The organism is Acidimicrobiales bacterium, from assembly GCA_036270875.1.
GTDB lineage: Bacteria > Actinomycetota > Acidimicrobiia > Acidimicrobiales > AC-9 > AC-9.
Genome location: DATBBR010000037.1, coordinates 1 through 24395 on the forward strand (window position 1 = coordinate 1; position 24395 = coordinate 24395).

Consider the following 24395-nt stretch of genomic DNA (forward strand, 5'->3'; position numbering starts at 1 on the left):
GACGACGATCTCGTCACGGTCGACGCTCACCTCTGGCGCACCCGTGAACCAGTCGTCGGGCAAACGGCCGGAGAGCCAGCCGCGGGCCTCTTCTACTGACAGCGGGGTGACATTCTCCCGTCGCCCCCTGCGCCCCCGGTGGCCCCGCCAGGGCGGTCCGTGGTCGTGGGGATGGCCCGGCTCTCGTCGGCTCCGGCTCCCGCCGCCTCGCCGGCCACCTCGTGTGTCGTCGTCTCTCACGTGCTTCCTCGTCTCCTCGTTCGTCTTACTGTGATTACGAGATTACACGGAAAGCCGGGGTCCAGCCCGCGCCGAACGACAACGTCGACCTGGATGGCCAGACCGGCCTCGCCGAGCCCACTCGCCGCCGGCGGGGTCCTCGCACCCATGTCGGCGTCGCCGGTACCATGCCCGCCTGGGCTGGAACCGCCAGGCGGTGGTCGCCCGGGAAGGATCCCATGAGACCTGCAGCGGCACTGTGCTGCGTCGCGACAGTTGGCCTGACCGCCGCCGCCTGTGGGGGAGGCGGCGGCAGCAGTGGCGGGACGGCCACGGGCTCGGTGGCGAGCGGACAGGCCAACCCGACCGCCTACTGCAACCAGGCTCGCCAGGTCCAGCAGGCCGAACAAGCGGTGGCCGCGAATCCCACGAGTCCCGACGGGCTGAAGAGCCTCTTCGCCACCTTCGACAAGCTGGCTGCTGTCGCTCCGAGCGAGGTCCACTCGTCCGTGCAGACACTCAGCGCGTTCTACAACCGCGTGCTCTCGGCGCTGGGGTCGAACAGTCCCAGCAACCAGACCGCTGTGAGCAACGCGGTCAACAGCGCAATCAGGGGACAGCAAACCCAGGTGCAAGCGGCCGGGCAGAAATTTCTCGACTACACCAAGAAGACGTGCAACATCGACCTGAGCGGGTCCCCGTCCGGGTCCACGACCACGACGCGGCCCTGAGCGTCGTCGTGATCAAGGTCGTCTTCCTCGTCAAGCGGGCGGAGGACATCACCCACGACGAGTTCGTGCGCCACCTCCTCGAGCACCACGTGCCATTGGCGCTTCGTCACCACCCCAGGCTGCGGAAGTACTCGAGCGCGCCGATCATGCCCGGGACCGACAATCCCGGCGACTTCGACGCCGTGGCGGAGCTGTACTTCGACACCGTGGAGGACTTCCGATCGGGGCTGTTCGACTCCGAGGACGGGCGTCGCGTGATCGCGGAGGATGTCGCGCGCTTCTGCGGGCGCGGCGGGCGCCATTACATCACCGAAGAGATCGTCTTCAAGGACGAGACCGGCTCACCGCAGATCTACCGCCCCGGCCATACCGTCGCTGCGCTCGGCGGCGAAGCGCTGCCGGGTGCCGGATGGTCCGAGGGCTGAGAACAGCCCAACGCGATCGGCCGGTTAGCGGCTGGCTCGCTTGGCCGCCGTCGAGCGGCCTCCACGAGATGCCGTCGTCCGGCTGACCTTGGCCGTCGAGCGCCGGCGGGCGGCGGTCGACTTGCGGGCGGCAGGACGACGGGTCTTGGACGCGGCCCCGGTGCGGGCGGCAGCCGGGCCGCGCGCCTTTGAGCCGGCGCGCGCCCTGCTCGGGGCCGGACGCTTCGCCGCGCCGCGGCGAGCAGTCGTCAAGCCGGCCTGTCGCAGCACCGATCTCGGCACGCCGCCCTGCAGCCATGCCTGGATCGTGATCCCCTTGCGCTCGCTGTAGTCCTTGGCCGCAGCCACGAAGCCCGCCTCGAGCTCCGACAGGTCGGTGCCGCCGTCCTGGCCCAACGAGGTGATCTCGGATTCGAGGTCGATCCTCCGTTGCAACAACTCGACTCGGGCCAGGGACCTGGCGGTTGCGAGTTGGTCGACGGTCTCTCGCAGCTGCCGATTGGCGCTCTCGACCGTGCGACGGCGCCCCCGCCGAGGCCTCTGCCTCGCGAGGGCATCGAGATAGCGCCGGATGGCACGACCCTGCTCGCGACCCAGGGCCAGTGCCTTCTTGTGCTGGTTGCTCATCGGTCGCCGAGCGTTGCGCGTCGTCGTCGTCGAGCGATTTGAGTTTGATCGGGGTGTCATGTGCGCTCTCGTATCTGCTTGGACGACCGCAGAATGCAAGTCGCGTTTTGCGCGGAGTTTACCGCGTATTAGCAGAGTCGCAATGTCGGTGAAACCACCCACGACGCCAGCGTCTCCGCTGTCTTCTCGCCTCGCCACCAGTGACGCCATCGCTGCCTACCGGGAAAATGCAGCGAAAGAATGAACGGCTCGAGCCGAACATGGCCTTCCACGCGATGATGCGCATGTTCCTCGTCGGCGGCTATCCCGTGACCGTGCTCGCTCGCTGACCTCCCTCCGGCGCGACCGGCTGCGGCTCCGGCTGCCGGATCGACGGAAGGATCAGGGCGGCCGCGGCGGCGGCGATGGCCACGACCGACGCCACGACGAATGCTCGGCCGAAGCCGGCCGCCGTCGCCGCGGCGACGTCCGAGCGGCTGTGGGTGGTGCCCGCCAGGAGGGAGCGGGTGTGACCAGCAGCGACGGTGGCCAGCGCGGCGAGGCCGATGGATCCTCCGACCTGTCGGGTCGTGTTGACCAGTCCCGAGGCCAGCCCGGCATCGCGGCGCGGCACTCCGACGGTGGCTGCGAAGGTGACGGGCATGAACGACAATCCGAGACCGAGGGCGATGAGGACGCCGGGACCCAGGATGTCGACCAGGTAGGTCCCCGTGGCCGACAACTGCGAGAGCCACGCCAGCCCCGATGCCGAGATGAGCGGGCCGACGACGAGCAGCGAGCGAGCGCCCACGCGCGGCAAGAGCCGTGAGCTGATGCCGGCGCCCACGGCGATGGCGGCCGTCTGGGGCACGAAGCCCAACCCTGCGGCGAGGGGGCTGAAGCCGAGCACGTTCTGCATGTACAGCGACAGGAAGAACCACATCGCGAACATGGCTCCGCCGAGGCACAGCATGACCACGTTCGCACCCGACAGCGAGCGCGAGCGGAACACCCCGAGGGGCATCAGCGGGGCGCTGGCGATGCGGGCCTCGATGAGAACGAACAGGCCGAGGAGGCCGACCGCGACGGCAACGGTCATGAGGGTTCGCAGTGACGTCCAGGCGTACACGTCGGTGCGCACGATGGCGTAGACGAGCGCGACGAGCCCTCCGGTCACGGTGAGCGCACCGGCCACGTCGAGGCTTCGGCGCTCCGTCTCGACCCTTGTCTCGACCAGCACCGCCCGCGCCGCCACGATGGCGAGGATGCCGATGGGCACGTTGACGAAGAAGATCCACCGCCACGAGAGGTAGTCGGTGAGCACACCGCCCAGCAGGGCGCCCGTCGCGCCACCGGCGGCGGCCACAGCGCTCCAGATGCCGAGGGCGCGCGAGCGCGCCGGGCCCTCTCGGAAGGTCGTGGTCAGAATGGTGAGCGTCGCGGGCGAGAGCACGGCGCCACCGAGGCCCTGAACGGCGCGCGCTCCGATCAGCATGCTCTGGTCCTGGGCGAGCCCCCCAGCGAGGCTGGCCAGGGAGAAGAGCGCCAGACCGAGGATGAAGACCCGCCGGCGCCCGTACAGGTCGGCGGCCCGTCCACCGAGGAGCAGGAACCCGGCGAACGTGAGGGTGTAGGCGTTCACCACCCACTGCAGGCCCGTCTGGCTGAACCCCAGGCTGGATCGCATGGCGGGCAGCGCCACGTTCACGATCGAGACGTCCAGGAGGACCATGAACTGGGCCAGACAGGCGAGGGAGAGCACAACCCACTGTCGGCCGTGCAGGTCCGCCGAAGGGGCGGGCTCGTTCATAGAGGGTACCAATCGTGCATGGGACCAACTTATTCCGGTAGCGACACGACCTTTGCCATACTGAGCAGTCGTGATCGACTACGCGTCCCTGGAGTCCACCCAAGGCCAGGACTGGTACGCCCTGGACCCCGAGCTACAGGCCCAGGTGCGACGACACTGCCCACCGGACGACCTGGCCTGGTCCGAGGCCAAGCTCGGTGAGCTGGGACGGCTCGTCGGCACCGTGATAGGCCCCAACGCCGAGACGATCGACGCCCATCCTCCTGAGCTGGTCCGCTACGACCGGTGGGCCCAGGAGATCGACCGCGTCATTCATCACCCCGCCATGCTCGAGTCGAAGCGGGCCCTGTGGGACGTGGGCTACGCCGGGGGTTTCGCCGCCGACGAGGCTGCTCGTGGCCGCCCCGTGCCGGGAGCGGTCCGCATGGCGGCCGGCTACCTGGTGTCACAGGCCGACACCGGGCTGGTGTGCAGCATCGGCATGACCAGCGGCGTCGCTGGTCTCGTCGAGGCCTACGCCCCGCCCGAGGTCGTCGACGCCCTCCTCCCCCGGCTCCGGGCGGGAGACATCGAGGAGGGTGCGGACGGCTCGATGTTCCTCACCGAGCGCGACGGCGGATCCGACCTCGGCCACACCGTGCACTGCACCGCTCGCGAGCTGGGCGACGGCAGGGTGCTCATCAACGGGGAGAAGTGGTTCTGCTCCAACATCGACGGCGCGGCCATCGTCATGCTGGCCCGGCCCGAGGGTGCACCCGACGGCTCGCGGGGCCTCGGTCTCTATCTGGTACCGCGGGAGCTCGACGACGGCACGCGCAACCGCATCGTGATGCGACGGCTCAAGCCCAAGCTGGGCACGCGGAGCGTTCCGACCGGTGAGGTCGAATTTCGGGACGCCCTCGCCTACGCGCTGCGACCACGGCGCGGCTCCGGTGAGGCAGGAGCCTCCGACGCCGGGGGCCTCAACCGCATGATGGAGATGGTCAACGGATCGCGCTTCGGTGTCGCCCTCATGGGCCTCGGGATCGCTCGTCGCTCGTTCCTCGAGTCGGCCGTCTGGTGCCACCATCGGTCGGCCAAGGGACGGCTGCTGGTGGACCTGCCGCTCGTCCGGGAGCAGCTGGTCGACCTGGCCGTGGAGGTCGAGGCGGGGGTGGCCCTGGCCATGGAATGCGCTGCTGCTCCCCGCCAGCAGGACGCCGCCCGCCTCCGTCGGATCCTCATTCCGGCCACCAAGGTCGCCGTCACCCGCCTAGGGGTGGACGCAGCCAGCGCCGCGGTCGAGCTCCATGGCGGCAACGGCTACTGCGAGGACTGGGGCCTGACCCGCCAGCTTCGTGACGCCCAGTGCCACCCGATCTGGGAGGGGACAGAGCACATCTGCAGCCTCGACGTGCTGCGAGCCATGCGCCAGGACGCGGCCCACGAGGCGGTCCTCACGCGCGTCGACGGGGTGCTCGACCGTGTGCGGGGTGGGTCCGGCCTGCTCGGCGAGGTCGGCGAGCTGGTGGGGGCGGCGAACCGGCGCCTGGCCGCTCGGGCCGACGAGGTCGGGACGCTGGAGCCCGATCAGGCCGAGGCCCGGTCGGGTCGTCTGTCGTGGCTGCTGGCCCGCACGGCGGCGGCCGCCCTGCTCCTCGAGCAGGCGGTGGCGGGCAGCGGAGCAATGTCTGAGGAGGCGGCCGGCCCGGGAGGCCGGTCAGGTGATGGCTACGACATCCGCAAGGCCCTGGTCGCCCTTCGGTTCGCCCGCCGCCATCTGGCGCCGGAGGATGTCTGGGGTGACCGGATCGCAGCCGAGGCGGGGCGCGAGATCCTTTCCTTCGCGACGGTGGACGAGGCGTCAGCCACCAAGGCGGCCGTGGCCTGAGCCGCTGACCACCCGCGCGCCGCCTACACCAGCCGGTTGCGTCTGGTCAGCAGGCGGGCGATCACCGACAGCACCACGACGAAGAGGATAAGGACGAGGGCCGCACCCCACGCACGATCGACCGCGACCTTGAAGGCCGAGGTCGCCTGCTGGTAGACGAACAGGGGCAGCGCCGACTGCGGGCCGCTGAACGGGTTGTAGTTGACCGAGTCGAACCCGAAGGCCGTGAGAAGCAGGGGCGCCGTCTCGCCGGTCACCCGGGCGACCGCCAGCACGACCCCGGTGGTGATCCCGGCAGATGCCACCGGCAGCACGACAGACAGGACGGTCCGCCACTTGGGAACGCCGAGGGCGTAGCTCGCCTCCCGGAGCTCGTCGGGCACGAGCTTGAGCATCTCCTCCGAGGCCCGGGCGACCACCGGCAGCATGAGCACAGCCAGCGCCATGCCCGCCGCGAACCCGGAGAAGCCCCGATGGAGGGCGAGCACCCAGAAAGCGAAGATGAACAGCCCGGCGACGATCGAGGGAATGCCGGTCATCACGTCGATCAGGAAGCGCACGGCGCCGGCCAGCCGCCCGTGGCCGTACTCGACGACGTAGACGGCGGCGATGATCCCGAGCGGCACCGCGATGGCGCTGGCGATCAGCACCTGCTCGATCGTGCCCACGATGGAGTGGTAGATGCCGCCAGTGGTGTCCAGGGGCCCGACGCCGCGCATCGTGGTGGTGAGAAAGTCCCCGTTGATTGAGCTCAAACCCTTCCCGACCGTGTACGCGAGCACACCGACCAGGGGTATCAGGGCGATCACGGCGCCGAGCGCCAGACCCGCCATCGCCACCCGGTTCACCCACACCCGGCGGCGTCTGGGGTTGGCGAGGGTGCTCGTTTCCATCGACATCGCGCCTACCCGCCGCCCCGAGCCTCGGCCCCAGCCCGGACGAAGAGCCGCGCGCCGACGTTGACCAGCAGCGTGATGGCGAACAGCACCAGGCCCGAGGCGATCAGCGCCTGGCGCCCGAGCGAACCCGACTCGCCGAACTTCGTGGCGATGTTGGCGGCAATGGTGTTGTTCCCGGGCTGGAGGATGTGGATGTTGACGACGAAGCTCGGCGCCAGCACCAGGGCCACGGCGATGGTCTCTCCGAGGGCGCGGCCCAGACCCAGGATGATCGCTCCCACCACTCCGCTGCGTGAGTAGGGAAGGACCGCCATGCGAATGGTCTCCCACCGGGTGGCGCCGAGGGCCACGGCCGCTTCCTTGTGGGCAATCGGGGTCTGGCGGAAGACTTCCCGGGAAACGGCAGCCACGATCGGCAGCACCATGATGGCCAGGATCACACCAGCGGCGAAGATCGAGCGCCCGTACAGCTGGCCCGGATTCGAGAACAGAGGGATCCAGCCGAAGACGGTGTTGAGCCACTTCTCCACCGGGATCAGCTTGGGCACGACGTACACCAGGCCCCACAGCCCGAAGACCACGCTTGGGACTGCGGCCAGCAGGTCGATCACGTAGCCGAGGGGCCGACCTACCCGGGACGGAGCGACCTCGGTGATGAACAGCGCCGAGCTGAGGGCCACCACCACGGCGATCACCACGCCGATCAGGCTGGAGACCAGCGTGCCGTAGACCAGCGCCGCCACCCCGAACACCGGGGGACTGGAATCGGGGAACCAGACCTTGGTGGTGAAGAAACTCCACCCCGCGGTCGTGAACGCCGGCCGGGCCTCGACGATCAGGAAGACGAGGATGGCGACGATGAGGGCCAGGACGAACATCCCGCCCGCCCCGACGACGATCCGAGCCCACCTGTCTCCTCGCCCGGTTCCTCCCTCTTGGAACCGTTCGTGGACCGGGATCTCCGGATCGAGAACGCTCATCGTTCACCCCTTGACGGCGCAGCGCCAGGGTGACACGGGCGTGTCACCCTGGCGAGCACCACCTCGGCAACGGTCAGCTGATGCCGGCCGCCTCTGTCTGGCTCTGGCTGACCACGTTGGGGGGTAGCGGTGCATAGAAGAGCTTGGTGGCCGAAGCCTGGCCTGGGCCGATGGCGTACAGGACGAAGTCCTTGAGCAGCGTGCCCACAGCCGGGTTGGAGGACTTGGTCGGCACGAGGACGTAGGTGAACGTCGAGAGAGGATAGGCGGTGCTGCCGGGCGCCTGGAAGTTGAGCTTCGCCGTCCCGTCGGGATTGACGGTGGCGCTGGACAGGGCTGCGGTGGCCCCCGCCGACGACGCCTGGACGAACTGCCCCGACGCGTTCTTGACGCTGGCCGTCGAGACCTGGCCGCCCTTTGCGTAGGAGAGCTCGGCGTAGCCGATGGCGCCCTCGGTCTGGGTCACGACCGCGGTCACGCCATCCGATCCCTTGGCGCCCTGGCCAGTGGGCCAGGGGACGTCCTTGGCGGCGCCAAAGGTCCAGACGGTCGGGGAGGTGGCCGTGAGGTAGCCGGTAAAGGCCGCCGTGGTCCCCGACCCGTCCGAGCGGTGGACGACCTGGATCCCCTCGGAGGGAAGATTCGCCCCGGGGTTGTCAGCGGCGATCGTGGGATCGTTCCACGTCTTCACCTTGCCGGCGAAGATGCTGGCCAGCGTGCTCGCAGAGAGCTTGAGGTTGCTCAACCCCGAGACGTGGTACTCGATGGCGATCGGGCCGGCGGCCCAGATGATCTGCTGTGCCCCGCCGGGGTACTTGGCGTTGGCGGCGGCCTGCTCGCTGGCCGCGAACGGGACGTCACTGGCCCCGAAGTTCACCGTGCCGGCCGTGAACTGCTGAACCCCGGCACCGGACCCAACGCTCTGGTAGTTGATCGTGGAGCCCGGGCACTTCGACTGGTAGTCCTTGATCCACTGCAGGGCGATCGTGTTGACGAACGTCGACCCCGCACCGGTGATGGTGCCGGATGCGCAGTTCACCTTGGCGTTGCTGCTGCCCGTCGTCGTCGTGCTGCTCGAGGTCGTGCTGGAGCTGCCGCAGGCTGCGGCCGTGAGCGCCACTGCGATGGCGGCGGCGCCGAGGGCGGAGCGCCGACCGATCCGGTTGCGAGCGCGCCGGTTGGGCTGAGCGATCAGGTTGTAAGTCACGAAACAGCAACGTAGAGCGGACCGGTGACACGAAGATGGACCCTGGGTTAACTCAAGTTGAAGACCGCTCCAACTCTCGCGGCCCAGGCAGGGCCACATCCGGCCTGCGCCGGCCCAGCCTCCGGACGTAGTCAGCCCCGAAGACCGCCGGGAGCGCCCGGCTGGAGTCGGCCCGTCGAATCCGGTAGCCGACCTCGTCGTCCGCGAGCACCGGCTCCTCAACCTCGAAGCCGGCCGACCAGGGGCAGTTGAGGTGACAGCGCACCTCGATGGACGTGCCCACCGGAAGGACCGACGAGCCGCGAACCGACTTGGAGCTCATCCTTCTCCCCCCGGTGACTCCGCGGGCGCAAGAAACCCAGGCAACTTTGACAGGTCCAGGTAACCGGGCCTTTGCCACGGTGTTACGGGACGGCGATTCCTGGTTGAACGTTCGGCGACTTCCCTGACCGGGGCCCACCGCCACGCGCCTGGCTCCGAGCCGGCCTGTCGGGCCGTGGGGGTCGGCGACGGCGCGGCTATGGTGGCCGGTTGCCTGGGTCGAACCGGCAGGCGGCCCCAGACCGTGCGCCAGACGGAGCGCCAAACCGAGGGAAGGGAGCGGCGATGGGGAGCGAGGGTCTGCACGAGCCCGAGTCGAGGCTCCGACCCGCCACCATCGAGCGACATCGGGCGAACGTGTCGCTCAAGGAGGAGCTGGAGGCCATCGACTGGTACGACCAGCGGGCCGACGCCAGCGAGGACGACGACCTGCGCGAGGTGCTCCGTCACAATCGCGACGATGAGAAGGAGCACGCGGCGATGAACCTCGAGTGGCTTCGGCGCCACGATCCGGAGCTCGACGAGCAGCTGCGGCTCTACCTGTTCACCGACGGGCCCATCACCGAGAGCCCGGTCACAGCCGAGTCGGGTGACGCCGGTCCGGGCGACGGGGGCGGCGGCACCTCCACCGGGGGTTCGTCGCTCGGGCTGGGAGGCCTTCGAGACAAGGACGGCCTGTGATGGACCATCTCCGCCGGCAACAGGCCCCCATTACCGACGGCGGGTGGGCCGCAATCGACGACGAGGCGACCCGGACGCTCCGCCACTTCCTCGCCGCCCGGCCGTTGGTCGACTTCCGGGGCCCTATGGGGTGGGACCACTCCGCAAGCAACCTCGGGCGCACCGAGCCCGTGACCTCGGCGCCGGAGGGTGTCGAGCTCCGTCGTCGGCTGGTCCAGCCTCTCCTCGAGCTGCGGACGCCGTTCACCCTGGCGCGCGACGAGCTCGACGCCGTCGACCGGGGCGCGACCGACCCCGATCTCTCCAACCTCATCGAGGCCGCTCGGCGTGCCGCCATGGCCGAGGACCGAGCTGTGTTCCACGGCCACCGCGCGGGTGGGATCGTAGGCTTGACAGAGGCCACCCCCCACTCCCCTCTCCCGATCAACGACGACTACAACGTGTACCCGCGCACGGTCGCCCAGGCGGTCGCGACCCTCCGGACGATCGGAGTCGGTGGCCCGTACGGCATTGCACTCGGGCCTCGTTGCTACACGGGGGTCATCGAGACGACCGAGCACGGCGGGTACCCGGTGCTCGAGCACATCCGCTTCATCCTCGGGGGCCCGATCATGTGGGCGCCCGCGGTGGACGGTGCCGTCGTCGTCAGCCTGCGGGGCGGCGACTACGTGCTCGGCTGCGGCCAGGACCTCTCCATCGGCTACCTCGACCACACCGACTCGGCGGTGCACCTCTACTTCGAGGAGACCCTGAGCTTCGCCGTGAACGAGCCCGCCGCTGCGCTCGCCCTTCAGTACCCGAGCTGACGACCGGGTTCAGGCCGCCAGCGACCGGGCCCGACCAAGGGGCCCCCCGGTCGGATGCCGGTCAACCGACGTGGAGGACGGCCTTTCCCTCCACTCGACGATCCATCAGCGCCGCGAAGGCGGCAGGCGCCTCCCTCCAGTCCGCCTCGAGGGACACCTCGGCCTCCAGGCGACCGTCGGCCACCAGCTCGGCGAGCATCATGAGGTCGGCGGTGGCGCCGCCCAAGCGCTCGATCTCGGCAAAGACGTAGAAGCCGTGGAGCCGTCCGGACCGCCGGTACACGGTGCGGGCGTCGAACGTGGTCGTCTCGCCCGACGAGTTGCCGTAGCTGATCACGACGCCGTAGTGCGAGCTCAGGCCCAGGGCCGCGGCCAGCGACCGGCCTCCGACCGACTCGAGGATCGTGTGGTACTCGCCCCACGCCGGCATCCCGACCGAGACGGTCGAGGCGCCGAGCTGACGCAGCTTCTCGCCGCGCCCTGGGTGGCCGACCACCGCGGTCACGTCCGCTCCATCGTGGGCGGCCAACTGCACGGCGAAATGGCCGACCCCTCCTGCCGCCCCGGTCACCAGGACCGGCCGATCGGGACTGGCGCCACCGATGAGCAACGTCCGGTACGCCGTCAATCCGGCGACCGGGAGCGTGGAAGCGGCCGCGGCTCGCACCTCGTCAGGAATGGGAGCCAGATGGCGGATCGGAACAGCGACCAGCTCGGCCCAGGCGCCCTCCCCGACAACGCCCACGACGCGGGCTCCCTCCGGTGGTGCCGTCGGGTCAGCGCCGGATCGCTCGACGACCCCGGCGAGGTCCCACCCGGGACGCCATCCTTCGGGGGCCGTCGCCAGGGCCCGCACCTCGCCACGGTTGAGCGACACCGCCTCCACCCGAACGAGGACGTGTCCGGGGGCCAGCTCCGGCTCGGCCACCTCCCGCAGCTCGGCTCCCCCGGGCGCCCCCGGCACCGCGACCAGCGCTCTCATCTCGCACCTCCCGCGTCCGGCACCATCGTCCCAGCATCGGCCGATACCCGGCGCGGCCGGGCGGGATCGGTCAGACTACGTCGACCGGTGACGTCGCCGACCGTGGTCCAGGCCACGCCGAAGGGCGAGCTATGAGCGCATCGAGCCGACCGTGACCGTGGAGTGGACGGGCTTCGCCATCGGGATCCTCATCGTGGGAGTGACGGCGGCGAGCGTGGTCATCGCCCTCGTTCTCCCTCGCTCTGCCGGCCAACGGCTGTCACTCGTCGTGAACCGTGCGGTACGGCTCGGTTTCATCGCGATGTCCCGGGTTACGAGCGATTACGAGCGGAAGGACGCAATCCTCGCCCCGACGGGGCCCGTCGCCCTACTCGCGCAGCTGATCACATTCCTCGGTCTCTTCGTCATCGGGTACGGCTTCATGCTGTGGCACTGGTCAGGAAGCCTGACGCTCGGGCTCCGAGAGGCTGGGCTCTCCCTCTTCTCGATCGGGACCGTCCACGTCAACGGTCCGACCAACGACACCCTGATCGGGCTGGTGGCCGGCACCGCAGCCATCACCATCGCGCTGCAGATCGCCTACCTGCCCGCCATCTACAGCGCCTTCAACCGTCGCGAGTCCCTGGTGGCCCTCATGGAGAGCCGGGCGGGGACTCCGGCGTGGGGCCCGGAGGTCCTCATACGGCACCAGCTGGTGGGCATCATCGACGCCCTGACCGAGCTCTACGACGACTGGGAGCAGTGGGCGGCGGAGGTGAGCGAGAGCCACACGACCTATCCCGTGCTCCTGCTCTTTCGCTCGCCGCAGGCCTGGTATTCCTGGGTCCTCTCACTGCTGGCCGTCCTGGACGCGGCCGCCATGCACCTCGCCCTGTGCCCGACCTCGGCACCGTCACAGGCCCGGCTGTGCCTCCGCATGGGGTTCAGCGCGTTTCGGCGGATCGCCAGCTCGCTCCACTGGAAGTTCGATCGCGATCCTCTCCCGGAAGCGCCCCTCGACCTTACCTTCGAGGAGTTCTCGGCCGCCGTCGAGCTGCTCGTGGCGAAGAACTTCCCGATCGAGCGCGGGGCCGAGGAGGCGTGGCCGCACTTCCGGGGCTGGCGGGTCAACTACGAAAACCTCGCCTACCGGATGGCCGACCGCGTCGTCGCTCCTCCTGCGCCCTGGTCCGGTGGCCGGAAGCACCTCCCCGGGGCCGTCGTCCCGCCCCGTCGGCCTCCGCATCGCTCGCCTGACGGGTCGATCATCCCCGACGACCACCTCTACCCCCGGCCGAGCGAGCCGCTCGCGAGCACCGAGGACGCGTGACCGCGCCGGGCCGCCGGCCTAGGCGTCCGGCGAGACACCCGGCGCGACGAGACGGTCGACCGGCGCCCGGGTCACGCCCCGCCGGATGGGCAGGCACTCCTCGGGCAGCTCCTGGACGATCTCGACGCCGGCAGCCAGCTCGCCGTCGATGAACCCGCCCAGGTGTTCCATGGCTCCCGTCGGCAGGTCGTGGAGGACGAGGACCGTCCACTCCTGGTTGGCGACGTCCTGCCGGGCCCGTTCGGCCCAGCCGGTCGGGTCCTCCCAGTCGCGGGGCACGCAGTTCCACAGCGCCAGCGTGTACCGGTGCTGCACGAGGTAGTCGAGCGCGGTCGGGCTGAGCAGGTGGGGCCCGAGGTGGCCGCCCCCGCCGAAGGGCCGGAACAGCCGGTCCGGGTGGCTCAGGTCGCCGAGCAGCTCCTGGGCGGCCCCGATCTCCTCTTCGACCTGGCCCCCCTCGCCGAGTGGGACGCGGTGGGTCATCGAGTGGTTGCCGATCCAGTGGCCCGACGCCCGGGCCCGCTCGGCGCTGGCCCGGCCGCCGGGACGGGCCAGCTCGTCGCCGACCACGAAGAAGGTAGCCCGCACCTGCCGCTCGTCGAGCACCCGCAGCACCGCCTCGGTCGTCTCGGGGTGAGGCCCGTTGTCGAACGTGAGGGTCAGACGAGGCATACGCGCCGCGGACACTAGCGTGCCCCGGCATGGACTCAGCCGAGGCCTGGATCAAGCGGGACGCCGAAGTGGTGTGGCACGGGTTCACCCAGATGTCCAGCTACGCCGACGACGAGCCGGTGATCGTAGACCGAGCCGAGGACCGCGAGCTCATCGACCCCGATGGGCGCCGCTACCTGGACGCGGTGTCGTCGCTGTGGGTGACGACGCTCGGCCACGGCGTCCCCGAGCTCGACCAGGCGGTCGTCGATCAGCTCGACCGGGTCGCCCATTTGACCATGCTCGGCAACGGCAACCGGGTGGTCATCGAGCTGGCCGAGGCCCTCGCACCTCTCGTCCCGGTCAGCCGCCCGCACTTCCTGTTCGCGTCCGACGGGGCCAGCGCTGTCGAGCAGGCGCTCAAGATCGCCTTTCAGTTCTGGGCCAACGAGGGACGACCGAGGACGAGCTATCTGGCCTTCGGCGAGGCCTACCACGGCGACACCGTGGGATCGCTGTCGCTCGGCGGGGGCGGGTTCGGCACCGATGTGTTCGATCCGCTGCGGTTCCCCGTGCTGCGAGCCCCGTCGTTCGCCGAGGACCCCGCTCTCGATGCCGCGTGCCGGATGGTGCGCGAGCACCGGGACGATCTGGCCGCCGTCGTCGTGGAGCCCCTCGTGCAGGGGGCGGCGGGCATGCTGCTGGCCCCGCCCGCGTCGTTCGCCCGCCTGGCCGAGACGTGCGGGGCGAACGACGTGCTCCTCGTCTGTGACGAGGTGGCGACCGGGTTCGGTCGCACCGGGACCCTCTTCGCCAGCGAGCAGTGCGGGATCTCGCCTGATCTGCTCTGTCTGGGAAAGGGAATCACCGGCGGCTACCTGGCAATGTCGGCCACGGTGGCGAACGATCGGGTCTACGAGGCGTTCCTCGGGCCCGACCTCTCCGCTCGCACCCTCTACCACGGCCACTCGTACGGCGGGAACGCGCTGGCCGCCGCCGTGGCCCACCGCCATCTGCAGCTGCTCGCGGATGGGATCGTCTTTGCCAACGTACGCAGCCGCTCGGAGCAGCTGCGAGACGGCTTGGAGCGCGCCGTCGGGCGTCACCCGGGCGTCGCCGAGCTCCGACTGCGCGGGCTCATGGGCGGCCTCGAGCTCGCCCCCCCGACCGAAGGGCTTCGTTGGGGTCGGCGCGTATCGGCCGCCTGCGTGCGCCGGGGTGTCCTCATCCGCCCGCTGGGCGACGTGGTGGTGATCATGCCCCCACTCACGGTCACCCCGGCCGAGATCGACCGCATCGTCACGACCGTGGCCGCCGCCGTGGAGGAAGTCTGCACGAAAAGGTGACCTGGGTGCAGTGGCGCGACCGCGCCCTCGCCGAGATCGGCGAAGCCGGGCAATGGCGGGAGCTGCAAACCCTCGATGCGGCAGGCCCCTGCGGGCGCCTGGTCGACGAGGATCAGGCGGTCGTCTCCTTCGCCTCCAACGACTATCTGGGCCTGGCCAGCCATCCGGCGGTCGTCGCCGCCGCCCGCGACGCCCTCGATCGCTGGGGCGCGGGCGCCGGTGCCTCCCGGCTGATCGTGGGCTCCCGTCCCATCCACCGAGAGCTCGAGTCCGCCCTCGCCGAGTGGAAGGCGACCGAGGCGGCGCTCGCCTTCCCGACGGGGTACGCCGCCAACCTCGGCCTGCTGGCCGCCCTCGGCGGGCAGGGAGCGACGATCTGCTCGGACGCCCTCAACCACGCCTCCATCGTCGACGGCTGCCGCCTGGCGCGGGCCGAGACGCGCATCTTCCGCCACCGGGACCTCGACCACCTGGCCGCCCTCATGGCGGCCACCGAGGACCGGGTCATCGTGGTCTCGGACTCGGTCTTCTCCATGGACGGCGACGCCGCGGACCTCGAGGGCCTCGCTCGTCTCTGTGCCCGCCGGCGGGCGCTCCTCGTCCTCGACGAGGCCCACGCCGTTCTCGGACCCGACGCCGGGGGGCTCGACGAGGAGGTCGAGCTGCTCCGGGTGGGAACACTGTCCAAGACGCTGGGCTCGCTCGGGGGATTCGTCAGCGGTTCCCGTCGTTGGGTCGAGCTGCTGGTCAACCGGGCCCGACCCTTCATCTTCACCACCGCCCTGAGCCCGGCCGACGCCGCCGCGGCACTGGCGGCGCTCGGCGTGATGCGCTCTCCCGAGGGCGCCGCGCTGCATGCTCGCCTACGCGCCCACGTCGAGACCGTCAAGCCGGGCCACACCTCCCCGATCGTCCCGGTCATCGTGGGCGAGGAGGCGCACGCCGTGGAGGCCGCCGGGGCCCTGCTCGAGCGCGGGCTGCTGGTGCCTGCGATCAGACCACCCACCGTCGCGGCCGGATCGTCACGCCTGCGGGTGACGATGTCCGCCGCCCACACCACGGGTCAGGTGGAGAAGCTCCTCGGCGTCCTGCACGAGCTCGGTCTGCTCAGCCTTGTCCCGTCCTGAGCGGGTCGTGCTCGTGCTCGGTACGGGGACCGAGGTGGGCAAGACCTGGGTGACGGCGAGGCTGATCGAGCAGCTGCGCCAAGACGGGCGACGGGTCGCGGTGCGCAAGCCGGTGCAGTCGTTCGAGCCCGGTGAGCGGACCGACGCCGAGGTGCTGGGCGACGCGTCAGGCGAGCTCCCCGAGGCGGTGTGTCCACCGGACCGCTGGTACGGGCTGGCCATGGCGCCACCGATGGCGGTCGAGGTGCTCGGGCGCGCGGCGTTCACGATTTCGGACCTGATCGGAGAGCTCAGCTGGCCCGAGGGCATCGAGGTCGGCTTCGTCGAAGGGGTGGGCGGTGTGCGATCTCCGATGGCGGGCGACGGTGACGCCGTCCGCCTGGCTGCGGCCCTCCGGCCCGACATCGTCGCGCTGGTGGCCGACGCCGGTCTGGGCGCCCTCAACCTCGTGCGGCTGTCGGCCGGTTCGGTCGATCACCCTGATCTGGTCGTCCACCTCAACCGCTTCGATCCTGCGAACGACCTCCACCGACTGAACAAGCACTGGTTGGAGCGCGACGGTCTCTCGGTGGAGACGAGCGTGTCTGGTCTCGCGCGCCGCCTCAGCCGTCGGCGCTGAGCGCCACCTCGACGTTCCCGCGCGTGGCGTTCGAGTACGGGCAGACCTGGTGGGCGGCCTCGGTCAGCTGCTGCGCCGTCTCGGCGCCGACCCCCGGGATCGAGACGTGGATGCCCACCCTCAGCCCGAACGCTCCCTCGGGCGCCACGCCGAGGGTGACCTCGGTTCTCACGCGGGACTGTGAGGTGTCCACCTTCTGGCGGCGTCCCACCGTACCCAGCGCGCTCTGGAAGCACGCCGCGTAGCCCGCAGCGAAGAGCTGCTCGGGATTGGTCGCGCCGCCCGGTCCGCCCATCTCCTTCGGAACGGCCAGGTCGACGTCGAGCACGCCGTCGTCACTGGCGGAATGGCCCTCACGCCCTCCGGTTGCGGTGGCGTGAGCCGTGTAGAGATCCTTCGACAGTGTCATCGTCATGAGTTGGGCAACCGGGACACGGCATCAGATGTTCCGTCACCCGGCTAGGGCCTGGTCCAGATCGTCCAGCAGGTCGTCGATGGTCTCGATGCCCACCGACAGCCGGATCAGGCTGGGATCGACGGCCAGAGCCGACTCGCTCACCGAGGAGTGGGTCATGCGGGCCGGCTGCTCGATCAGCGACTCCACCGCACCCAGCGACTCGGCGAGGGCGAACACGTGGGTACGTGCCACTGCAGCGAGGGCGGCCGCCTCGCCACCAGCGTGGCGGAACGACACCATCCCCCCGAAACCCACCATCTGGCGCGCCGCCACGTCGTGACCCGGGTGGGTCGGCAGGCCGGGGTAGTGGACGGCGGCCACCTTCGGGTGCTCCGAGAGGAAGCCGGCGACCGCCTCGGCGTTGGCGCAATGGCGGTCCATGCGCACGGCGAGCGTCTTGACGCCCCGTTGGACCAGAAAGCAGTCGAGGGGACCGGGCACGGCTCCGACGGCATTCTGCAGAAAGGCGACCCGCTCGGCGTGGAGGGGATCGTCCAGGGCGACGAACCCTCCCGTCACGTCGGAGTGGCCCCCGAGGTACTTGGTCGACGAGTGGACGACGATGTCGGCGCTCAGGGCGAGGGGTCGCTGGAGGTATGGCGTGGCGAAGGTGTTGTCGACGACGACCAGCGCGTCCCGCTCGTGGGCAACAGCGGCGAGGGCCGCGATGTCCACGATCGACAGCAGAGGGTTGCTGGGCGTCTCCACCCAGACCACGCGGGTGGCGGGCCGCCACCCCCCGTCGAGCGCGACCGGGTCCGAGAGATCGACGGCGCTGAAGGTCAGGCCCGCAGGCGCGTGCACCCGGTCCACGAGCCGGTAGGTGCCGCCGTAGGCGTCGATCGGCAGGATCAGGTGGTCGCCCGGACCGAGCACGGCGCGCAGCACCGCGTCCTCGGCCGCCATGCCGCTGGCGAAGGCGTACCCGAATGCCGCTCCCTCCAGATCGGCCACCTGCCGCTCCAACGCCGCACGCGTGGGGTTGCCCGAGCGGGAGTACTCGTAGCCGTGGTGCTCGCCGACGGCCTCTTGGCGAAACGTCGACGCCACGTGGATGGGGGGCACCACTGCTCCCGTCGCCGGGTCGGGCTCTTGTCCCGCGTGGATGGCACGGGTCTCGAAGCCCGGCTGGCCGCGCCGGCTCACCCGTTCGGCCGGCCCGTCGGGCGTCCGACGAGGAAGTCGAGAAGATCGGACCGCGTAACGATGCCGACGGGGTGACCAGCGTCCAGAACCACGACCGCCCCCCTCCCCTCGGTGCGCCGGACGGCCAGCTCGATCGGCTCTCCCACGCCCACTGTCGGCAGGGGCGGGCCCATCACCGCGCCGACCGGTCGGTCGAGGATCGACGGGTCCTGGAAGGCCCGCTCGAGGAGGTCCCGGTCCTCGACCGAGCCCACCACCTCGGCCACCGCCAGCGGCGGCTCGGCCTTGAGCACCGGCAGCTGGGACACCTCGTACTCCCGTAGCACGGCGATGACCTGCCGCACGGGCTCGTCAGGGTGGACGTGCACGAGGGGAGGCAGGTCCCTTCGCTTGCCGGCCAACACCCCGGCGGTGGTCTGGCCGCTCGTGAGCAGGAAGCCGAAGTCCGCCATCCAGGCGTCGTTGTACAACTTCGTCAGGTAGCCCCGGCCCGAATCGGGGACGACCACGACCACCACGGCGTCGGGACCGAGGGGCTGACCTACCTCCATCGCCGCACGCACCGCGGTCCCCGTCGAGCCGCCCACGAGGATGCCCTCGTCCCTCGTCACCATGCGGGCGGTGAGGAACGAGTCGCGGTCGCTGACCGTCACGACGCGGTCGACCACGTCGCGGTCGTACGTCGACGGCCAGAAGTCCTCGCCGATGCCCTCCACCAGGTACGGCCGTCCGCCTCCGCCCGAGTACACCGATCCCTCCGGATCGGCGCCGACGATTTGTACCGCCGGGTTCTGGGACTTGAGGAAACGGCCGACCCCGGTGATGGTGCCGCCGGTGCCGATGCCGGCTACGAAGTGGGTCACCCGGCCCGCCGTCTGCCTCCAGATCTCAGGGCCCGTGGTGGCCTCGTGGGCCGCCGGGTTGGCGGGATTGCCGTACTGGTCGGGCTTGAAGGCGCCGGGGATCTCTCCGACCAGCCGGTCGGACACCGAGTAGTAGGAGTCGGGGTGGTCGGGCGCAACCGTCGTCGGGCACACGACGACCTCCGCCCCGTAGGCGCGCAGCAGATCGATCTTCTCGGACGCGATCTTGTCGGGCATGACGAACACGCACCGGTACCGCCTGCGGGCGGCGACCACCGCGAGACCGACTCCTGTGTTGCCCGAGGTGGGCTCGACGATGGTGCCACCCTCTTGCAGCAGGCCGGCCCGCTCGGCGGCGTCGATCATGTGGACGGCGGGCCGATCCTTGACGCTGCCGCCCGGGTTGAGGAGCTCCAGCTTGGCCAGGAGGTGGCAAGACAGGTCTCTCGCCACCCGGTCCAGGCGCACCAGCGGGGTGTCACCGATCAGATCGAGCAGCGAGTCGACGGCCTCCAGGGGCGGGCCCGGGTCCGTCAGCGGCAGCACGCGGACGCCCATCGAACCAGGTGGTGGAGCGGCGTCGGTATAGAGGGTCACCGGCAGACCCGCCTGGTGCAGCTGCGCCGCCGCCGACGCCGCGCCAGCACCGTCGGCTGGGCCGAGCACTCCCACGTCGCGTGGGATCCGGGCCCGAAGATCGGCTACCGCCTGAGGCGACAGGGGTGCGGTGTCAACGTGGACGCGATGGCGGGCCCGAGCCGCAAGCCGCGTCGGGGCGGGAGCGGGTCCGACGACGACCAGCGCGTCCACGACGTCAGCCTACGGCCGTGACGTCAAGCGGTCTGGACGATCTGGAACGTCTCCGCCGCTCGACCCGGCGGCAGGCCGCCCTCCTGGGCGATCGTCGCCGTCCACTCTCTGACCCGTTCCTCGAGGGCGTCCGGATCAGGAAGCTGGCTGACGTGGCACCGGAGCGCCGCCACCTTGCGGTCGATGCTGTCGGTGATGTCGACGACGTGCTCTGCCCTGGGGCTGGCCATGAGCCAGACCTCGCTGGCCACGTGCGGCTCGAGCCCCTCCTCGAGCAGCTCGGGAAAGGCGAAGGGGTTGCGGGCGTCGGGGTACACGGCATTGAGCGCCGCCTCCCCGGTCGCCAGGTGGTCGGGATGGCTGGCCTGGATGCGCCGCCAGTTGCGCTCGGGGCTCGGTGCCATCACCCGCTGCGGGCGGACGCGGCGGATCACCCGGGCCAGGTCCCTCCGTAGGTCCAGGCTGGCGACCAGGCGGCCGTCCGGATAGCCCAGGAACCCGACCTCGTCGACCCCGACGACCTTGGCGGCCGCCTCCTGCTCGGCCCGCCGTATCCCAACGATCGCCTCCCGCGCCACCGCCGGGTCGAAGCCTCCGGCATCGCCGTCGGTCACGATGCAGTAGACCACCCGGGCGCCGGCGTCGGTCCAGGTGGCCAGCGTCCCCGACGCACCGAAGTCGATGTCGTCGGGATGGGCGCCGATCACAAGCACCGTGTGGTTTGACCAGCCGTCCGCACCCTGTCCATCAGGCATGGGCTTGAAGGCTACCAAGAGGCGGCGTTTCCCCCGCCATGGTGCCGAGCCCACAAGTGCTCGTGGCGGTGGTGCGCGAGGGGTTTGAGCTAGAACACCCGGGGAGCGGGAGCGGCCGACCACGAAAGGGGCCACGCGTGCAGCCTTCGGGGCGACAGGTCGAGCTGGCGAGCGGCGCACAGCGCGCCGTGGTCACCGAGGTGGGCGCCGGTCTTCGCACCTACGCGGTGGACGGCATCGACGTGCTCGACGGCTATGCCGAGCACGAGATGTGCAGCGGGGGGCGGGGCCAGCTCCTCATCCCCTGGCCCAACCGAATCGGTGACGGGCGATACCACTTCGGCGGGACGGATCACCAGACGCCGCTGTCCGAGCCCGAGCGGGGCAACGCGATCCACGGGCTCGTCCGGTGGGCAAACTGGAAGCTCGACCAGCGCGGCCCCGACCACGTCATCGCCACCCACGTGCTGCACCCCCAGGTCGGCTACCCGTTCACGCTGGGCCTCGAGGTCACCTACACGCTGTCCGGCACGGGCCTTGTCGTCGCCGTCGCGGCTACGAACCTCGGATCAGAGCCCCTTCCGTACGGGCTCGGCCAGCATCCCTACTTCACGGTGCACACCGACCTGGTCAACGCAGCCGTGCTGCGCGTGCCGGCTACCTCCGTCCTCGAAGCAGACGCCCGCGGACTTCCGACTGGTCGGAGCCTGGCGGTGGCGGGCACGGAGCGGGACTACCGGCAGCCCCGCCCGATCGGTACCACCGTGCTGGACACCTGTTACACGGACCTCGAACGAGACGCGGACGGGTTGGTGCGCGTCGCCGTCGCCCACCCTGACGGCTCACCCACGATCACGGTGTGGATGGACGCGCCCTTCGGCTTCGTCATGATTTTCAGCGGGGACACCCTCGCCCCCGCCCGGATGCGTCGAGGCGTGGCCATCGAGCCCATGACCTGTGCGCCCGACGCTTTCCGCAGCGGGCTCGGTCTGCTGGTCCTGGAACCTGGTCGGCGGAGCACCGCCGTCTGGGGGGTGACCCCCGGCTGACAACCACGGGTACGGCGCGCTCAACCCGCCGTAGCCCGGGCCTCGGCCTCGGAGATGGCCCACGCCGCGTTGATCAGTCCGATGTGGCTGAAGGCCTGGGGGAAGTTGCCGAGCAGCTCGCCCGTGTCCGGGTCGACCTCCTCGGCGAGCAGGCCCACGTCGTTCACATACCTGATCGCGCGCTCGAACACCTCACGCGCCCGCTCCGCTCGGTCGGCCAGTGCGAGAGCCTGGGCCAGCCAGAAGGTGCACATCACGAACGCGCCCTCCTTGCCCTCCAGACCGTCGACCCCGCCGTGGGTGTCGTAGCGATAGACCAGGCCCTGCTTGTCGGTGAGACGCTGGTCGATGGCGTCGATGGTCGACAGCATCCGAGGGTCGTCGGCAGGGAGGAAGCCCGCAATCGGCATCATCAGGTTCGACGCGTCCAGATCGTCGGAGCCGAAGTACTGGGTGAAGGCGCCAGCCTTGTCGCTCCAGCCCTTGCGGAGCACGCTTTCGTGGATCTCGTCCCTGGTCCGACGCCAGCCGTCGACCCGGTCCTCGGCGCCCAGCGCCCCGGCCAAGGCGATGGCCCGGTCCAGGGCGACCCAGCACATGACCTTGGAGTAGAGGAAGTCCTGCTCCGGACCCCGTATCTCCCAGATGCCCTGGTCCTTCTGGGTCCACCGGTCGGCGGCGGTGTCGGCGACGGCGACGAGGAAGTCCCGGGTCCCAGCATCGAGCTGGCCGATCTGATGGCGGAGACGGTCGACGGCGGCGAGCATCTCGCCGTAGACGTCGACCTGGCGCTGGGTCCAGGCTCCGTTCCCGACCCGGACGGGGGAGCTCCCCCGCCAGCCGCTGAGATGGGGAAGCTCCCGCTCCGACAGGTCGCGCTCGCCCCGTACCCCGAACATGATCTGAAGGTCGCGACCTCGCCCCAGGGACGTGGCCGCCGCCGTGCTCAGATAGGTGAAGAACCTGGCTGCCTCGTCCGGACAGGCCGCCACCCAGAGTGCGTCCATCGTCAGCGAGGCGTCGCGGACCCACGAGAAGCGGTAGTCCCAGTTGCGATTGCCCCCCACGGCTTCAGGCAACGAGGTGGTCGGCGCGGCCACGACGGCGCCGGTCGGATAGAACGTGAGGGCCTGGAGAACCCGCCCACTCTGGTGCACGAGCTCCCCCCAGGGCCCGTCGTAGCTCTGGTGCAAGTCCGACCACGACCGCCAGGCGGCCAGGGTGTCGTTCAGCCGCTGCGCCAGCTCCTGCTGGGGCCATACGCTCGGCTCCCCCCAGCCCGGCTGGCGATAGTGCAGACCGAAGGCAGCTCCCTCGCCCGCCGACACGATGAAACGCCCGAACGCTGCGCCGGAGTCGATCTCCAGATCGACAGGGGTCGAGAGCATGGTGAGGTCGGATCCGCCCCGCCCGCCGATGCCGCCCTCGACCCGCATGAGGAGCGGAGGGATGAGCCCGTACTCGGTGCACGGCACGTACTCCATCTCGAGCTCCACTTGACCGGATACCCCTTCGACCCGGCGCAGCAGCAGGCTCGGCGCACCCCGACCGATGTCGTGGCCCCGCTCGTCGGCACCCAGGGCCAGCGCGTCGACGAGGGTGACCGAGCCGGCGGGCGTGGCGAACGTGGTCTCGAGGACCATCGTCTTGTCGAGGTAGCGACGGGTGGCCTGGAAGTCGCCGACGGGACGGATGGACCAGTGCCCGGCTTCGTCGTCGAGGATACGAGCGAAGACCGAAGGGCTGTCGAACCTCGGAAAGCACAGCCATTCGACCGAGCCCTCCCGGCTCACGAGCGCCGAGGAGTTGCAATCGGACAGCAGGGCGTGGTCTGCGATGGGGGTCGAGCTCACGACGCTTCTGCGCTGTCAGACGCGCTCGAGCGTCTCGCCGCGAGGTAGGCCAGGTAGAGCTCCAGCCACACCTCGCTCAGAGTTGGAAAGGCGGCGACGGCATGCTGAAGCCGGTCAATGGGGACTTCGCCGACGATGGCGATCGTGGCCGAATGGAGAATGCCGTCGATATCGGGACCAGTGAACGTCGCGCCCACGATCACCTGACGGGACCCGTCGATCACGAGCTGGGCCGTCCCGACGACGCCCTCCCCCGCGATGGCGCTGGCGGCTGTGCTCTGCAGCCCGATCCGGACGGCGCGCACCTCGAGCCCCTGGCCGCGCGCTTGCGCATCCGTCAAGCCGACCGAGGCAACCTGAGGATCGGTGAAGGTCACCCGGGGAATGGCCTTGTGGTCGGCCTCGGCTGATACGTCGTGCCCGAGGATCGCGTCCACGGCGATGCGGGCGTGGTACTTGCCCATGTGGGTGAAGAGCGCCCGCCCGTTGACATCGCCGATTGCGTAGAGCCAGGCGTCTCGGACGGCCGGGGCGCAGAGCGTGTCATCGACGGGCACGGGCCGGCCCGGTTCGAGACCCACGGTGTCGAGGCCGAGGTCGGCCGTGTTCGGGCGGCGGCCCACCGCCACGAGGATCTCGTCGGCCGTGACGGCGCGATCGTCCTCCAGCGTCGCCGTCACCGGCGCGTCGTCCGCCTCCCGGTGGGCAGCGACCATCTTCGTACCGGTGATGACGTTGATGCCCTCGCCCGCGAAGGCCGCGGCCAGCTCTTCCCCGGCGAAGGGCTCCTCGTTGGGGACCAGGCGATCGGCGGCCTCGACGACCGTCACCTCAGCGCTGCCGAGACGACGCCAGGCCTGCGCCATCTCCACG

General features: G+C 70.3%; 25 protein-coding genes. 10 read left to right on the forward strand and 15 right to left on the reverse strand.

Annotated features, from left to right (window positions below):
- Positions 1-240: hypothetical protein (locus tag VH112_04255; GenBank protein HEX4539435.1), on the reverse strand; the 240-nt coding region annotated here is incomplete at its 3' end.
- Positions 241-458: 218 nt separating this feature from the next.
- Here VH112_04255 and VH112_04260 point away from each other — a divergent pair.
- Both VH112_04260 and VH112_04265 read left to right on the forward strand, forming a co-directional pair.
- Entirely contained in the window at positions 459-950 is a 492-nt protein-coding gene (locus VH112_04260) for a hypothetical protein (protein HEX4539436.1), read from the forward strand.
- Positions 951-958: 8 nt separating this feature from the next.
- A complete protein-coding gene (locus tag VH112_04265; protein ID HEX4539437.1) occupies positions 959-1375 on the forward strand; it encodes an EthD domain-containing protein in 417 nt (138 codons plus the stop codon).
- Positions 1376-1399: 24 nt separating this feature from the next.
- On the opposite strand, the gene VH112_04270 is transcribed toward VH112_04265, so the two are convergent.
- Together VH112_04270 and VH112_04275 are read right to left on the reverse strand one after the other, a co-directional pair.
- On the reverse strand, positions 1400-2002 hold the full coding sequence (locus VH112_04270) for a hypothetical protein (protein HEX4539438.1): 603 nt from the start codon (positions 2000-2002) through the stop codon (positions 1400-1402).
- A 301-nt stretch (positions 2003-2303) separates the two neighbouring features.
- Entirely contained in the window at positions 2304-3791 is a 1488-nt protein-coding gene (locus tag VH112_04275; protein ID HEX4539439.1) for an MFS transporter, read from the reverse strand.
- A 70-nt stretch (positions 3792-3861) separates the two neighbouring features.
- Here VH112_04275 and VH112_04280 point away from each other — a divergent pair, with 70 nt between their 5' ends.
- On the forward strand, positions 3862-5661 hold the full coding sequence (locus VH112_04280) for an acyl-CoA dehydrogenase family protein (GenBank protein ID HEX4539440.1): 1800 nt from the start codon (positions 3862-3864) through the stop codon (positions 5659-5661).
- Positions 5662-5684: 23 nt separating this feature from the next.
- On the opposite strand, the gene pstA is transcribed toward VH112_04280, so the two are convergent.
- The 4 genes from pstA to VH112_04300 form a co-directional block, all read right to left on the reverse strand.
- Positions 5685-6554, reverse strand: coding sequence for a phosphate ABC transporter permease PstA (pstA, locus tag VH112_04285; GenBank protein HEX4539441.1), 870 nt, complete (start codon positions 6552-6554; stop codon positions 5685-5687).
- A gap of 11 nt (positions 6555-6565) precedes the next feature.
- A complete protein-coding gene (pstC, locus tag VH112_04290) occupies positions 6566-7540 on the reverse strand; it encodes a phosphate ABC transporter permease subunit PstC (protein ID HEX4539442.1) in 975 nt (324 codons plus the stop codon).
- Between the two features lie 73 nt (positions 7541-7613).
- Entirely contained in the window at positions 7614-8747 is a 1134-nt protein-coding gene (pstS, locus tag VH112_04295) for a phosphate ABC transporter substrate-binding protein PstS (GenBank protein ID HEX4539443.1), read from the reverse strand.
- A 52-nt stretch (positions 8748-8799) separates the two neighbouring features.
- Positions 8800-9069 carry a hypothetical protein gene (locus VH112_04300; GenBank protein ID HEX4539444.1) on the reverse strand — a complete coding sequence of 90 codons (270 nt, stop codon included), beginning with the start codon at positions 9067-9069 and terminating at the stop codon, positions 8800-8802.
- 284 nt (positions 9070-9353) lie between these two features.
- Here VH112_04300 and VH112_04305 point away from each other — a divergent pair, with 284 nt between their 5' ends.
- Positions 9354-9749, forward strand: coding sequence for an encapsulin-associated ferritin-like protein (locus VH112_04305; GenBank protein HEX4539445.1), 396 nt, complete (start codon positions 9354-9356; stop codon positions 9747-9749).
- Positions 9749-10555, forward strand: coding sequence for a family 1 encapsulin nanocompartment shell protein (locus VH112_04310; protein ID HEX4539446.1), 807 nt, complete (start codon positions 9749-9751; stop codon positions 10553-10555). The genes VH112_04305 and VH112_04310 overlap by 1 nt, the downstream gene beginning before the upstream one ends.
- Positions 10556-10616: 61 nt before the next feature.
- On the opposite strand, the gene VH112_04315 is transcribed toward VH112_04310, so the two are convergent.
- Positions 10617-11537 (reverse strand): zinc-binding dehydrogenase, encoded by a 921-nt coding sequence (locus tag VH112_04315; protein ID HEX4539447.1) that lies wholly within the window; start codon positions 11535-11537, stop codon positions 10617-10619.
- Between the two features lie 151 nt (positions 11538-11688).
- Between VH112_04315 and VH112_04320 the strand changes: the two genes are divergently transcribed.
- Positions 11689-12846, forward strand: coding sequence for a hypothetical protein (locus tag VH112_04320; GenBank protein ID HEX4539448.1), 1158 nt, complete (start codon positions 11689-11691; stop codon positions 12844-12846).
- Between the two features lie 18 nt (positions 12847-12864).
- Here VH112_04320 and VH112_04325 read toward each other — a convergent pair whose 3' ends face one another.
- A complete protein-coding gene (locus VH112_04325) occupies positions 12865-13518 on the reverse strand; it encodes a polysaccharide deacetylase family protein (protein ID HEX4539449.1) in 654 nt (217 codons plus the stop codon).
- A 29-nt stretch (positions 13519-13547) separates the two neighbouring features.
- On the opposite strand from VH112_04325, the gene bioA reads away from it, so the two are divergent.
- From bioA to VH112_04340, 3 genes are read left to right on the forward strand one after another with little or no spacing between them, the layout of a single operon-like run.
- Positions 13548-14843: an adenosylmethionine--8-amino-7-oxononanoate transaminase gene (gene bioA / locus VH112_04330; protein HEX4539450.1), complete on the forward strand. Its 1296-nt coding sequence runs from the start codon at positions 13548-13550 to the stop codon at positions 14841-14843.
- Between the two features lie 5 nt (positions 14844-14848).
- Positions 14849-15970, forward strand: a complete 1122-nt coding sequence (locus VH112_04335) for an 8-amino-7-oxononanoate synthase (protein HEX4539451.1) — start codon at positions 14849-14851, stop codon at positions 15968-15970.
- Positions 15971-15977: 7 nt separating this feature from the next.
- Positions 15978-16589 carry a dethiobiotin synthase gene (locus VH112_04340; GenBank protein ID HEX4539452.1) on the forward strand — a complete coding sequence of 204 codons (612 nt, stop codon included), beginning with the start codon at positions 15978-15980 and terminating at the stop codon, positions 16587-16589.
- On the opposite strand, the gene VH112_04345 is transcribed toward VH112_04340, so the two are convergent.
- The 4 genes from VH112_04345 to VH112_04360 are packed head-to-tail and all read right to left on the reverse strand — an operon-like array spanning position 16573 to position 20620.
- Positions 16573-16998, reverse strand: a complete 426-nt coding sequence (locus tag VH112_04345) for an organic hydroperoxide resistance protein (protein HEX4539453.1) — start codon at positions 16996-16998, stop codon at positions 16573-16575. The genes VH112_04340 and VH112_04345 overlap by 17 nt on opposite strands.
- Before the next feature lie 42 nt (positions 16999-17040).
- The gene (locus VH112_04350) at positions 17041-18192 is read right to left on the reverse strand and encodes a cystathionine gamma-synthase (GenBank protein HEX4539454.1); all 1152 of its coding nucleotides are present in this window, start codon (positions 18190-18192) and stop codon (positions 17041-17043) included.
- Positions 18189-19865, reverse strand: a complete 1677-nt coding sequence (locus tag VH112_04355; protein HEX4539455.1) for a cystathionine beta-synthase — start codon at positions 19863-19865, stop codon at positions 18189-18191. The genes VH112_04350 and VH112_04355 overlap by 4 nt, the downstream gene beginning before the upstream one ends.
- Before the next feature lie 23 nt (positions 19866-19888).
- Positions 19889-20620, reverse strand: a complete 732-nt coding sequence (locus tag VH112_04360; GenBank protein HEX4539456.1) for a PIG-L deacetylase family protein — start codon at positions 20618-20620, stop codon at positions 19889-19891.
- A 137-nt stretch (positions 20621-20757) separates the two neighbouring features.
- Between VH112_04360 and VH112_04365 the strand changes: the two genes are divergently transcribed.
- Positions 20758-21669, forward strand: a complete 912-nt coding sequence (locus tag VH112_04365; GenBank protein ID HEX4539457.1) for an aldose 1-epimerase family protein — start codon at positions 20758-20760, stop codon at positions 21667-21669.
- A gap of 20 nt (positions 21670-21689) precedes the next feature.
- Here the strand turns inward: VH112_04365 and VH112_04370 are convergent, their stop codons facing one another.
- Both VH112_04370 and VH112_04375 read right to left on the reverse strand, forming a co-directional pair.
- The gene (locus VH112_04370) at positions 21690-23522 is read right to left on the reverse strand and encodes a glycoside hydrolase family 15 protein (GenBank protein HEX4539458.1); all 1833 of its coding nucleotides are present in this window, start codon (positions 23520-23522) and stop codon (positions 21690-21692) included.
- A partial coding sequence (locus VH112_04375; GenBank protein ID HEX4539459.1) for an FAD-dependent oxidoreductase occupies positions 23519-24395 on the reverse strand: 877 nt, incomplete at its 5' end. The genes VH112_04370 and VH112_04375, both read right to left, overlap by 4 nt.

What these genes read in the sequence shown, in the direction of transcription:
- VH112_04260 (HEX4539436.1), top strand. Translation starts at nt 459, where the DNA reads ATGAGACCTGCAGCGGCACTGTGCTGCGTCGCGACAGTTGGCCTGACC.
- VH112_04270 (HEX4539438.1), bottom strand. Translation starts at nt 2,002, where the DNA reads ATGAGCAACCAGCACAAGAAGGCACTGGCCCTGGGTCGCGAGCAGGGT.
- VH112_04275 (HEX4539439.1), bottom strand. Translation starts at nt 3,791, where the DNA reads ATGAACGAGCCCGCCCCTTCGGCGGACCTGCACGGCCGACAGTGGGTT.
- pstA (HEX4539441.1), bottom strand. Translation starts at nt 6,554, where the DNA reads ATGGAAACGAGCACCCTCGCCAACCCCAGACGCCGCCGGGTGTGGGTG.
- pstC (HEX4539442.1), bottom strand. Translation starts at nt 7,540, where the DNA reads ATGAGCGTTCTCGATCCGGAGATCCCGGTCCACGAACGGTTCCAAGAG.
- VH112_04300 (HEX4539444.1), bottom strand. Translation starts at nt 9,069, where the DNA reads ATGAGCTCCAAGTCGGTTCGCGGCTCGTCGGTCCTTCCGGTGGGCACG.
- VH112_04305 (HEX4539445.1), top strand. Translation starts at nt 9,354, where the DNA reads ATGGGGAGCGAGGGTCTGCACGAGCCCGAGTCGAGGCTCCGACCCGCC.
- VH112_04310 (HEX4539446.1), top strand. Translation starts at nt 9,749, where the DNA reads ATGGACCATCTCCGCCGGCAACAGGCCCCCATTACCGACGGCGGGTGG.
- VH112_04315 (HEX4539447.1), bottom strand. Translation starts at nt 11,537, where the DNA reads ATGAGAGCGCTGGTCGCGGTGCCGGGGGCGCCCGGGGGAGCCGAGCTG.
- VH112_04325 (HEX4539449.1), bottom strand. Translation starts at nt 13,518, where the DNA reads ATGCCTCGTCTGACCCTCACGTTCGACAACGGGCCTCACCCCGAGACG.
- bioA (HEX4539450.1), top strand. Translation starts at nt 13,548, where the DNA reads ATGGACTCAGCCGAGGCCTGGATCAAGCGGGACGCCGAAGTGGTGTGG.
- VH112_04345 (HEX4539453.1), bottom strand. Translation starts at nt 16,998, where the DNA reads ATGACACTGTCGAAGGATCTCTACACGGCTCACGCCACCGCAACCGGA.
- VH112_04360 (HEX4539456.1), bottom strand. Translation starts at nt 20,620, where the DNA reads ATGCCTGATGGACAGGGTGCGGACGGCTGGTCAAACCACACGGTGCTT.